The organism is Prevotella corporis DSM 18810 = JCM 8529, from assembly GCF_000430525.1.
In the GTDB taxonomy this organism is placed as follows: Bacteria; Bacteroidota; Bacteroidia; order Bacteroidales; family Bacteroidaceae; genus Prevotella; species Prevotella corporis.
The window spans coordinates 1-12,123 of sequence record NZ_AUME01000058.1 but is presented as its reverse complement, the minus strand read 5'-3'; the positions used below and the strand labels follow the sequence as shown (position 1 = coordinate 12,123).

General features: G+C 41.6%; 12 protein-coding genes and 1 tRNA gene. 11 read left to right on the top strand and 2 right to left on the bottom strand.

All coding sequences use genetic code 11. The features are described from left to right. Positions 1-1,219: 1,219 nt before the first annotated feature. The 4 genes from sucC to H515_RS0109675 all read left to right on the top strand — a co-directional run bounded on the left by sucC (position 1,220) and on the right by H515_RS0109675 (position 4,550). Positions 1,220-2,362: an ADP-forming succinate--CoA ligase subunit beta gene (gene sucC / locus H515_RS0109690; RefSeq protein WP_025877876.1), complete on the top strand. Its 1,143-nt coding sequence runs from the start codon at positions 1,220-1,222 to the stop codon at positions 2,360-2,362. A gap of 40 nt (positions 2,363-2,402) precedes the next feature. After that, positions 2,403-3,275, top strand: a complete 873-nt coding sequence (gene sucD / locus H515_RS0109685) for a succinate--CoA ligase subunit alpha (RefSeq protein WP_025877877.1) — start codon at positions 2,403-2,405, stop codon at positions 3,273-3,275. 390 nt (positions 3,276-3,665) lie between these two features. Next, positions 3,666-4,136: a transcription elongation factor GreA gene (greA, locus tag H515_RS0109680; RefSeq protein WP_025877878.1), complete on the top strand. Its 471-nt coding sequence runs from the start codon at positions 3,666-3,668 to the stop codon at positions 4,134-4,136. 15 nt (positions 4,137-4,151) lie between these two features. After that, entirely contained in the window at positions 4,152-4,550 is a 399-nt protein-coding gene (locus H515_RS0109675; protein ID WP_025877879.1) for an HIT family protein, read from the top strand. Between the two features lie 177 nt (positions 4,551-4,727). On the opposite strand, the gene H515_RS0109670 is transcribed toward H515_RS0109675, so the two are convergent. Next, positions 4,728-5,819: a mannose-1-phosphate guanylyltransferase gene (locus H515_RS0109670; RefSeq protein WP_028901889.1), complete on the bottom strand. Its 1,092-nt coding sequence runs from the start codon at positions 5,817-5,819 to the stop codon at positions 4,728-4,730. Between the two features lie 250 nt (positions 5,820-6,069). On the opposite strand from H515_RS0109670, the gene H515_RS0109660 reads away from it, so the two are divergent. The 7 genes from H515_RS0109660 (at position 6,070) to H515_RS0109620 (ending at position 11,746) form a co-directional block, all read left to right on the top strand. Next, a tRNA-Leu gene (locus tag H515_RS0109660) sits at positions 6,070-6,151 on the top strand. A gap of 237 nt (positions 6,152-6,388) precedes the next feature. Further along, a complete protein-coding gene (locus tag H515_RS0109655) occupies positions 6,389-7,309 on the top strand; it encodes a hypothetical protein (protein ID WP_025877880.1) in 921 nt (306 codons plus the stop codon). Positions 7,310-7,429: 120 nt separating this feature from the next. Further along, on the top strand, positions 7,430-7,723 hold the full coding sequence (locus tag H515_RS0109650) for a helix-turn-helix domain-containing protein (protein ID WP_025877881.1): 294 nt from the start codon (positions 7,430-7,432) through the stop codon (positions 7,721-7,723). A 3-nt stretch (positions 7,724-7,726) separates the two neighbouring features. Further along, positions 7,727-8,917: a primase-helicase family protein gene (locus H515_RS0109645; RefSeq protein WP_025877882.1), complete on the top strand. Its 1,191-nt coding sequence runs from the start codon at positions 7,727-7,729 to the stop codon at positions 8,915-8,917. Positions 8,918-9,402: 485 nt separating this feature from the next. Next, entirely contained in the window at positions 9,403-10,332 is a 930-nt protein-coding gene (locus H515_RS0109635) for a toprim domain-containing protein (RefSeq protein ID WP_025877883.1), read from the top strand. Between the two features lie 143 nt (positions 10,333-10,475). After that, the gene (locus tag H515_RS0109625; RefSeq protein WP_025877884.1) at positions 10,476-10,829 is read left to right on the top strand and encodes a plasmid mobilization protein; all 354 of its coding nucleotides are present in this window, start codon (positions 10,476-10,478) and stop codon (positions 10,827-10,829) included. Then, positions 10,826-11,746 carry a relaxase/mobilization nuclease domain-containing protein gene (locus H515_RS0109620; RefSeq protein ID WP_025877885.1) on the top strand — a complete coding sequence of 307 codons (921 nt, stop codon included), beginning with the start codon at positions 10,826-10,828 and terminating at the stop codon, positions 11,744-11,746. The genes H515_RS0109625 and H515_RS0109620 overlap by 4 nt, the downstream gene beginning before the upstream one ends. Positions 11,747-11,827: 81 nt before the next feature. On the opposite strand, the gene H515_RS13345 is transcribed toward H515_RS0109620, so the two are convergent. Next, the coding region (locus H515_RS13345; RefSeq protein WP_036891745.1) for a transposase at positions 11,828-12,123 on the bottom strand (296 nt) is incomplete at its 5' end.

The window sequence follows — 12,123 nt, the reverse complement described above, 5'->3', positions numbered from 1 at the left end:
CCCGGGAGAAATCTTTGGAAAAAGAGATAAATGCTTGCAAAAAAGAAAAATATAACGTATCTTTGGAACGCCGAAAATATGGCGAACGACGGTCTTATGCCATCTTCACCAAAGGTCCCAGGGGGCATCGAGCCCCCTAAGACCTTGCCGAAAATATGACGGAACTTAGGTGTTGTCCATCTTCTTTTATACAAGTGCACTGACTTCAAATTTAACCTATATAATGTTAATGTCAAGTCATTCAGTAAACAGGAAAATATTTGACAAGTAAAACAGAAATAAATCGTCAGATCTGACAAGTGAATTCAGGAAAAGACAGCAGTTTACGGGACTGGCAGTAATGGGTGACCTTTCGCAGCGCCATAGGTGACCTTTCGCCATGCGAAAGCTGACCTATCAGTTGGCGAAAGCTCTGCTTCTGCGAAATTTTCGCGAAATGACGCACTCGACACTATTCAGCATTCGGGAATTGAAATCCGATTCGACGATTCTAGCCAACTGACCAACGAGATATCAAAGAGGATGAAGTGAGAAATAACTTCGGGGTGACACGTGCTTCTCACAGGAGCCTCAGTCATGTCGGTACTGGCGTAAAGACATAAAAAAAGGACTACCGCCGTAGTCCAACCTTTGTTAACCTTAAATCTAATACTATGAAAAACACATTGCAAAGGTAAGTCATATCTAACATATTCGCAAATAATATTGCTATTATTTTATCAATTTAACACATTAATTGATTTAAATCAAGCGAAAGATTATATTAATTCATTAATTATACTTTCAATTTATTATTTTCTCATTTTTAAATGAAAAGTTTCCAATAATGGAATGAAATGGTCCGTTATCAAACTTTCGGTGGATAATTCATCCGGCGAATGATTACGAAGAGCATCATTCAGGTGAGCGAATCGTCCAACACCAGTAGATTGTCCGCCCCCAAATTTCGTTCATAAGAATGATGTTTTCTCGGTGGATTTTCGACAAATAAAAAAATATTGAATTTTTATCCATAGCTATTTGTTTATTTAAATTTGATTTCGTACATTTGCCACTAATTTGAAATATTGAACCCAAGAAGATCTACTTACTAAACTATGTACCCACTCTTGATACCTGCTATTAATCCGAAAGCCAGCGTATTTCCAGTTTTTACATACACTGTAAGTTTTCTCTTAGGAAAGATTATTACTTTTAGTATTAACAAATTATATTTACTATGAAAGTCTATGAATATCAAGCAAAGGAAATCTTTGCTGCTTACGGAATGGCTGTGCAACCAGGTTTTGTTTGCCGTACTCCGGAAGAAGCCGTGGAGGCCTACCGAAAACTCGGTGTTGAATTGGCAGTTATCAAGGCACAGGTGCACACTGGTGGCCGTGGTAAAGCCGGAGGTGTGAAACTTGCAAAGACCGAGGAGGAAGTGAAGCAACGCGCCACCGACATCTTGGGCATGGATATCAAAGGGTTCACCGTTGATCGCGTCCTTGTCGCACAGGCCGTGGATATCGCCTCAGAGTTTTATGTTAGTATTGTCATCGACCGCAAAACCAAAGGAGCCATCATGATGCTTTGCCGTGAAGGTGGTGTTGACATCGAGTCGGTAGCAAAAGAAACCCCTGAGAAGATTGTGAAGATTCCAATCGACCCACTGATTGGCTTACCCGATTACCTTGCTCGCGAAGCTGCATTCAAGCTCTTCGACGACATGACATACGTGAAGCAGGCAGCTCCTATCCTCCAGAAGCTCTACCGTCTTTTCAAGGAGAAGGACGCATCACTGGCCGAAATCAACCCACTCGTAATCACGGAACAAGGTCAGGTAATGGCAATCGACGCCAAAATGACTTTCGACAACAACGCACTCTTCCGCCATCCTGACATTTTCGAGATGTTCGAACCAACAGAGGAGGAGAAGAAAGAACAGGAAGCCAAGGACAAGGGCTTCAGTTACGTGAACCTCGGCGGAGAGATCGGCTGCATGGTCAACGGTGCCGGACTGGCTATGGCTACCATGGATATGATCAAGCTCTATGGTGGAAATCCTGCTAACTTCCTCGACATCGGTGGTAGTTCTAACCCTACAAAGATTGTTGAGGCAATGAAGTTGCTGCTCTCCGACAAGCACGTCAAGGTGGTGCTCATCAACATCTTCGGCGGTATCACCCGTTGCGATGACGTGGCAAACGGTCTCATCGAAGCTTTCAAGCTCATCGACACCAATATACCAATCGTCATCCGTCTGACGGGTACGAACGAGGCTGAAGGGCGCGAGCTCCTGAAAGGTACTAAGTTCAACGTGGCCCACACAATGGGCGAGGCTGGAAAGATGGCCGTAGAATTGTGCGCAAAGTGCAAGTAATTATCCAAATTGTCTTACTTAAACAATATCTTAAAACAAAATGAGTATATTAATCAACAAAGATACACGACTGATCGTTCAGGGCATAACAGGTCGTGACGGCGGATTCCACGCCAGAAAAATGAAGAGCTATGGTACAAACGTGGTAGGTGGCACATCACCAGGCAAAGCAGGCCAGGATGTTGACGGGATTCCCGTTTTCAACACAGTGAAAGACGCTGTTGCTGCCACAAATGCCAACACATCAGTGATTTTCGTACCAGCTCCATTTGCCAAGGACGCCATGCTTGAGGCTGCCGACGCTGGCATCAAACTCATCATTTGCATCACAGAGGGAGTGCCGACACTCGACGTTGTTGATGCTTATCGCTACATCAGCGACAAGGGCGCAAACCTCATCGGTCCTAACTGCCCAGGTCTGATTTCACCAGAGGAAAGTATGGTAGGAATCATGCCTACCAACATCTTCAAGAAAGGTCACACGGGCGTCATCAGCCGTAGTGGTACGCTGACTTATGAGGTCGTTGCCAACCTCACGGCAGCAGGAATGGGACAATCATCGGCAATCGGTGTCGGTGGCGATCCTATCGTAGGACTCTACTTCCAAGAGCTGCTCGAAATGTTCCAGAACGATCCGGAGACTGACAGCATCGCTATCATCGGCGAAATCGGAGGCGACGCAGAAGAACGCGCAGCTGAGTTCATCAAACAGCACATCACAAAACCTGTCGTAGCTTTCATTTCTGGTCGCGAAGCACCAAAGGGAAAGCAGATGGGGCACGCAGGCGCCATTATCTCCAGCGGTTCCGGCACGGCAGCTGAGAAGGTAGCAGCATTCGAGGCCGCAGGTGTTCCCGTAGCTCGCGAGACAAGCGAGATTCCCGAACTGCTGAAAGGATTGATGAAAAAATAAATCAAAGATTATCATAGTATTATTGTTAACTGGCGGAACATCTGGTGTTCCGCCAGTTTTTTCTGACTGATGACAGATATGGAGAGTTGCCTAATTCTGTGATTTGTACCTACTTGCATTTCGTTTGATATTCGGAACGTCCATCACCCTGCAAGCGATGAAGTTAATTTTAAGCAATTGACCATCGGCCGAATGATCAATTGGGATTTGATGAGCAATAAACCATTTTTAACCTCCATATCTTTGCAATTTCAAAATTAAGGGCTAACTTTGCAGAAAATTAGGAATAAAAAGGAAATTGAAGGATATGGAATTCCGACATTATACAGATGTTGGAATTCTATGTTTTTTATATCCATCTGAAAAACGTATAACAAAAATAGTTCAATTATGTCTTACATGTCACAAGAGGGCTACGACAAGCTCGTGGCCGAACTGAAACAATTAGAATCAGTAGATCGCCCCAAGGCATCAGCCGCTATTGCGGAAGCTGCAGACAAAGGCGACCTTAGTGAAAATTCGGAGTACGATGCTGCGAAAGAAGCACAAAGACACTTGGAAGATAAAATCAACGATATGAAGATGACCATCGCACAGGCCAAAATCGTTGACGTCTCACGCCTAAGTGATGAAGCCGTACAGATCATGTCAACAGTTGAAATGACCAATATGGGCAACAATTCCAAGATGAAATACACCATCGTCAGCGAGACAGAGGCCAATCTGAAGCAAGGCAAGATTTCGATTCAAACTCCTATCGCACAGGGATTACTCAACAAGAAAGTGGGCGATGTGGTTGAAATTAAAATTCCACGTGGCACCATCAAGCTGCGTGTCGATAAAATCACAATAGACTTATAACAATAACCGAACGCTATGAGTATTTTTTCAAAGATTGCAGCTGGCGAGATACCAAGCTACAAATGCGCTGAAGACGAGAAATTCTATGCCTTCCTTGACATCAACCCAGTAAGGAAAGCCCACACTTTGGTGATTCCACGCAAAGAGGTTGATTATATTTTCGACATGGAAGATGCCGATTTGGCAGAGTTCCAACTGTTTGCCAAGAAGGTGGCATGCGCCATCAGAGCAGCTTTCCCATGCAAGAAAGTAGCCCAGATTGTCCTCGGGCTTGAAGTCCCACATGCCCACATACATCTCATCCCAATAGACAACGAGGCCGATGTGAACTTTACGAAGCACGTAAAAGTCGCTGAAGACGAGCAAAAGGAGATAGCAAACAAGATTTTCTCTGAATTTCAAAAGCTCATATAAGCTGATCAACACAAAACAAATTGAAGGCGAAGAATGATTAAACCATTCTTCGCCTTCAATTATTTTCTCAAGATATTCGTTTATTCTCATATGCCTTTAAACCCAAATGGTCTGCGGTCTGCAAGCTATATTGCCATCATCAAATTATGAAATTGCAGTCTGATGCCAGATTGGAGCTTAAACAAAATCGTCACCTCGCTTCAGCTGTACCTCATTGACGAACTTCCGCACCAGTGACGAAGAATTTTCTTTCTTGCAAATCAGCAGCACATTATCATGCTCTGCAACTATGTAGCCCTCCAACGCATCGATGACACCAAGACGGCCCTTTGGTAGTTTGATGATATTGTTCCTTGAATTTTCAATGATGACATCCGAGTCGATAATAACATTGTCGCCATCCCCTCTGCTCCTCGACTCATAAATGCCATGCCATGACCCAAGATCAGCCCAACCAAAATCACACTTCATCACATAAACATTCTCAGATTTCTCCAACACACCATAGTCAATAGAAAGATTTGGATAGGAAGGGAAAAATTCCTGAACAAAGTTATTCTCCTCCTCGATGCTAAAATCTTTCATCCTTGCATCAAGATTACGCAGCACCACCGGCAAGAAATTATAAAGACAGGAGGTCAGGAACTGTACGTTCGACAAGAAAAGACCAGTATTCCAATACCACTCACCGCTCTCCCAAAACATTTGCGCAAAGCTCTTGTCGGGCTTCTCGGTAAAGGCCTTCACCTTGAAAATATTATCTGTCCCGGCATTTTCGCCCTCTTGTATGTAACCATAGCCAGGTTCCGGACGAGTCGGCTTAATACCCATCGTCAGCAAACAGTCGTGATGAGCCACAAAATCCATCCCTTCAAGCACGTTCCGCCTGAAGATGTCAATATTGAAAATACTCTGATCAGACGGCGAAACGATTATTTTCGCCTCCGGATTCAGTTTGCCAATACGATGAGTGGCCCATGCCACACTCGGCGCAGTGTTGCGATGGATAGGTTCAGCCATGATATTATCCCTCGAAAGCTCCGGCAACTGCCGACAAACGATATCAAGATATTGCTTACTCGTATTGATATAGATATTCTCGATGGGGATAATACTTGCAAAACGGTCGAAAGTCTGCTGTAACTGCGTTCTTCCTTCACTGAAAAAATCAATAAACTGCTTGGGCAATTCCTCACGGCTGCTCGGCCAAAGGCGACGACCCTTTCCTCCAGCCAGTATCACACAATAATAATTACTCGCATTAGTCATCTTCATAGACAGCTTAGACTCTTTTATTAGCACCCAAAGTTATCCCAATAAATCAAGAAAAGCAAATGTTTTAAGAAATAAATAACTATTTTGTGAATCTTTCAACCCCACCCTTAAAACTCCCTCCTTCACCAGAAAATCACCTTTCATTCTCTTCAGCCGAGAATATTCCTTTTGTGATTTTCCTAAAAAAGTTTGCTCCATTCAGATTTTCTCATTATCTTTGCACCGCTTTACTGAAAAGCCAAATGCCCAGATGGCGGAATCGGTAGACGCGCTGGTCTCAAACACCAGTGGAGCAATCCATCCCGGTTCGATCCCGGGTCTGGGTACTACAAATCCCTTGTAAGTCTTTGATTTACAAGGGATTTTTCTTTTTCAATGCGTACTAAAAGTGTACTATATAACAATGCAATGAGAAAGGTGTACTTTTATAGTTTCTCGTCACTCAGATTTATATTTAATTAACGACAACTCTTCCCTTTTATTCTGTTTGTTTCCCTTTCTTGGCTTTTTCTCCAACGAATGCCCTATCTTTGTAAACAGTACCCACCATAGAAAATTGCAAAATGGAAAATGACAATCTAAAGATACAGCTTGACAGTATTCAACGAATATTAAACTACTGCATTACTCAGACCTACAATGTGCTCATTGGAAATATTCTGAGGAAGAAAGGTTGCATCAACAATATACAGTTCAAAGAGATTTTGCAAAAAGAATATATCCGAATAACTGACGAGCTATCTTCTATTTATCTGAATTATCCTGCCCTTGCATGTGTCGAGAAATACTACATAGATGATAACTTTTTGTGGGAAAGCACTTTCTTTGAATCACTGACCAAAGAACAAAAACAGAAATATACCTCCTTCTCCATTTCTTTATTTGAATATGCCAAGTATATTGAGGAACACACCGTATATAATGATATTCTACCGATGTTCTCATACCTTGTCGACGCAATTCTATATGAGCGATACACAAAATATCTCATAGGAGAAATAGAACAAATTGAATTGACAGAGGTACAAACCGATCGGTCTCGCTCTTCAGTCTTGATAAACGATGAACCATGTGAGCAGAAAAGGAAACCTGTCATCGTTGGTAAAGGAACAAATCCATTTCAATCTAATTTTACAGATGAGCAAATTGAGATACTTACCGCTTGCATCAACGAAATTCAATTATTTACAACTTGCATATCTCCTAAGATACTCAAAGACTTCTTTGCTTGTAAGCTAAAAGGTGTTCTAAAATCAAATAACAACCGCCAGTTGGCATATCTCATGCAAAGCCTTAATCTTCGAGGGTTTATTACTGATGAATGGCAATCTGCGATTGCTCGTAATGAACTTGTCTTGGGGAAAACAAAAGATACACCACTGACACGCACCGACCTTTCCACTGCAACAGACCAAATCAACATGAAGCAGCCGAAAGGATGGGAAATCATAGATAAATACATCAAACAACTGAAAAAAGATTGAGCATAGGTTGATACGTCAAGCATTGCTCAATGCCAGTTCCTTTTATCGTTTCTAATTTTGCCCTCGTTAACAGCAACGAGGGTGCGCACCCTCTATCGTTTTACCCAATAAATAAAAAATATGGAAAAGACCATAGAGGAACGAGTTTACGAACTCGAACAACTTCTCTTTACAAACAAAAATGTGCTTAGCTTTGATGAAGCAAGCAAGTTTCTCAATCTATCAAAGAGTTATCTTTACAAGCTCACATCGGGCAATCTGATTCCTCATTATAAGCCACAAGGTAAGATGCTTTATTTTGAGAAAGCTGAGCTTGAGGCGTGGTTACGGCAGAACCCAGTTAAAACTGCTGCACAAATAAATCAAGAAGCTCAGCGGTATATCATGGGCAACAAACCTTTAATGCAGAAGTAGTTCATGGCACAAGAAGAATTTATCCGTGTTGGCACGACCTTATACAAGATCGTGAACCAACCACGCATCAATGGCGGTTTCGTCAAGAAGCGTATCGTATGGAACAACGAAACGCTACGGCAAGACTATGGCAAGGACTTCATTGCCACTGTACCGAAGTATGATGGTTTCTGTACTGTTCCTAACCATGTGAATTATCAACCAGTTATTGACAAGTTTCTCAATCTCTACGAGCCAATAGGACACCAAGCAAAAGAGGGAGAGTTTCCGCACGTTGAATCCCTTATAAGTCACATCTTCGGGGAACAATACGAGCTGGGTATGGATTATTTGCAGTTGCTCTATCTACAACCCGTGCAGAAACTACCCATCCTCCTAATGGTGTCAGAGGAACGCAATACTGGGAAGAGTACATTCCTCAATTTCCTTAAAGCCGTTTTCCAGAACAATGTAACTTTCAACACTAACGAGGATTTTCGCAGTCAGTTCAATTCGGATTGGGCAGGAAAGCTGCTCATTGTTGTGGACGAGGTATTACTCAACCGTAGGGAAGATAGTGAGAGATTGAAGAACCTTAGCACTACTCTTTCTTATAAGGTGGAAGCAAAGGGCAAAGACCGAGACGAAATCTCCTTCTTTGCTAAGTTTGTGCTGTGTTCCAATAACGAGTTACTCCCAGTCATCATAGACGTGGGAGAAACCCGATATTGGGTAAGGAAGATAGAGCATCTTAAAAACGATGATACCGACTTTCTGCAAAAACTGAAAGCAGAAATCCCAGCCTTTCTCTATTTCCTGCAGCACCGAACGTTGTCCACCCACAAGGAAAGTCGTATGTGGTTTGCTCCCAAACTGACCTTTACTCCAGCCTTGCAGCGCATTATCCGGAGTAACCGAAATAAGGTTGAGTTGGAAATGTCAGAACTCTGTTTAGAGGTGATGGAACAGATGGCTGTTACCGAGTTTTCATTCTGCATCAATGACATGGTGTGCCTGCTGAACAACACAGGATGTAAGGCTGATAAAAGTCAAGTTCGCAGGATAGTGCAGGATATATGGAAACTCACTCCTGCATCCAACACGCTGACGTATCTAACCTATCAGATAGACTATAACAGCTTGCGGAACTACTCACCCATCAAACGGACTGGTAGGTATTATACCGTAACCAAAGAACAACTCGCGAACATTTAATCATTATTTTGATGAAATGATGAAAAATAAACATAACAAATTGACTGATAATGCCTATTTAGTTCATCTTTTCACTCATCAATGTAAAAGAATGATGAAAGGAATCTTTGATACTGCCCAAAAGAGAAATGAATTTAGTTCCTCTTTTGGCAGGTATCGGGATGGAATTTGCGAATCCTTTTCCCGACTTCGTGTAGTCGGCAACATACTTTTGTCCGCACAAAAGTACAACTTGCTAAACAAATTCTATCGGGGTATTGAAAGAGTCAAAAAACGATGTCGTGATTTCATTGAAAACAGAGAATCCCAAATAGAGAAATCAAGAAAAGTCGAAATGACAACATCATAGAATGTGAGTTATTCTTTATTTTTTTGGTAAGTTTTATGATGAAACCATGATGAACAGGTAACCTGTTTGTTATGAAACGATTATGTGTATTTTCATCAAATCATCAATTTTTCAAACCATTCAAATTCATTGTAATATGAACATACAAGAAATTAAAACAATAAAGTTGCAGGATTTTCTTGCAAGTCTGGGATATACTCCCACTAAGCAACAAGGCAACAAGTTGTGGTATCTTTCCCCCTTTCGTCAGGAGAGCCATGCTTCATTCAAGGTAAACACCGAGCGTAACCAATGGTACGACTTCGGTATTGGCAAGGGTGGAAACATAATAGACTTAGCAGAACTGCTCTACAAATCCTCTGATGTGTCGTATCTTATTCGCAAGATAGAGGATAATGTTCCCAATTGTACATCCATATATTCTACATCATTTGCAGATATTAAGGAGAAACAGCAAACAAACTATTTTGAGAATTTACAAATACTTCCTTTATCTCACCCAGCTTTGATGAGATATCTCTGGGACAGATGTATTGATCTGGAGGTGGCAGCTTCTGTATGTAAGGAACTACATTATGACTCCCATGGCAAACATTACTTCGGTATTGGTTTTCCCAATATCGCAGGTGGCTACGAATTACGCAATCCATTCTTCAAGGGCTGCATTGCACCGAAAGATATCAGTCATTTCTATGCCGACAAGCCAAAGAAAGCGTGTTTTCTTTTTGAGGGTTTTATTGATTTTCTCTCATTCATGACGCTTAGGAGAATCCAGAACCCACAACATAATGGACTGAATAATCAGGACTATTTGATATTGAATTCTGTAACGAATATTCATAAGGCGATAGAGAGATTATCGCACTATGACAGTGTGCAATGTTTCTTGGATAATGATGAAGCAGGAAGAAATGCCTATCTGCAATTATCAAAGGAATTGGGAAAACCTGTTACAGATGCATCAACTTTATACAATGGTTTCAAGGATTTGAACGAGTATCTGTGTGCTGAATCCAAGCATTCAGAGAAAGCAGAAATCAAGAAAAATAAAGGGATTAAGCTATGATTATAGGAATAGTTTGGCATAATCTGTTTTTCGGGGAGCAAGTTTATGTTTTTGGCATACCAAAACTACTTGCTCCACCTCCTGACAGTCGTTGCAGAGGATTATCCCGCTGGTCTCCATCAAATCAAATTAAAGAAACAAGTATGATAAAAACAGAATATAAAAAAGGTGGTCGTCCAACCAAGGGCGTAGCCGAAAAGAAGAAATACCGTATCACGGTGAAACTGAATACGCAGGATTACTATACGCTTAAAGGCAAAGCCAAAAGCGCAGGAGTAACCATGAGTGAGTTTGTAAGGAAAGTTCTTGTAAAAGGATACGTTATTGAACGACTGACCATAGAGCAAGCAGACTTCATCCGCAAACTATGTGGCATGGCAAATAATCTCAATCAGTTGGCGCATCGCGCCAATGCGGAAGGATTTCATGTCATTGCTCCTTTCCATAAAACCATCATTGGCAAGATTGATGAAATATTAAATCTGATACGAAGATGATAGCCAAGATACTGAAAGGTTCGGGCTTCAAGGGTGTAATCAATTACATCCTTGACCCGAAGAAAGGAACGGAGCTTATAGACAGTTCCGGAGTGCGGACAGACAGTATTAGTCATATTGCCCAAAGTTTCATCGACCAAACAGAACTTAATCCGCGAGTGGGTAAGGTTGTAGGGCATATTTCCCTAAGTTTCTCTGTACAGGATTCTTCCAAATTAAGTAACAAGTTCATGGCACAAATGGCTCGTGAGTATATGGAGAAGATGGGGATAAAAGATACACAGTACATTATCGGTCGCCACTTTGACAAAGAGCACCCTCATGTACATATCGCTTTCAACCGAATAGATAATAATGGCAAGACCATTTCTGACCGTAACGATAGATTCAGAAGTGAGAAGATTTGCAAGGAACTGACCGCCAAATATGGTTTGTATTTCGCTGGTGGCAAGGAGAATGTCAAGGAACACCGCCTGAAAGAACCCGATAAGACAAAATATAAAATCTATCAGGCATTGAAAGTAGAAATAGCTCGGTGCAGGGATTGGAAAGCCCTACTTACTCACTTGAAAGAACAAGATATTGATGTCCATTTCAAGTATAAAGGTAACTCACAGGATGTTCAGGGTATCATCTTTGAAAAGAACGGTTATCATTTCAACGGTTCAAAGGTGGATAGGGGGTTCAGTTATTCCAAGATAGACTTTGCCCTGCAACAGAATAACAGGGAACACGAACAGCAGACACAAGGAATGATAAACCTCCTATCCAATGTTGCAAGTGTTACGAGCGAAATTAACAATAACCTCATAGAAGGAGGATTGGATTTGTTTCAAACTCATGGTACTGTCCCTGCGGAAGTTTACAACACACTTGACAAAAAGAAGAAAAAGAAAAAACGTAAAATACATTTATAACTATGGCCGATAATAATACATTTGTCCTCTTTGAGGAAATCAAAAACAAACTGGAGGGTAGTGTCCTTAAAAGTGTGTAATTCATCTTTCCTTTCTCTGTACTTCCACTGTTATTTTATTCTTTTCTTTCCAGTTTTTGAATTGATATATTCTCCTTTCATATGTTGTCTTTGTTTCCTCCATCGCCACGGCTGCCAGGAGGAAGATGACAGACTTTTCTGATGGCATGGATGTTCTCATTTGGATGGTTCTCCTGTACTTCCTGTTGAGCCTTTCAATCCAGTTGGTCGTATATATGCACCTCTGCACTTGAGCCGGGAAGTCCATATACGTGAAGTAGGCACTGTTGCGTTCGGTCTTGTACTTTCTTAGTGCAG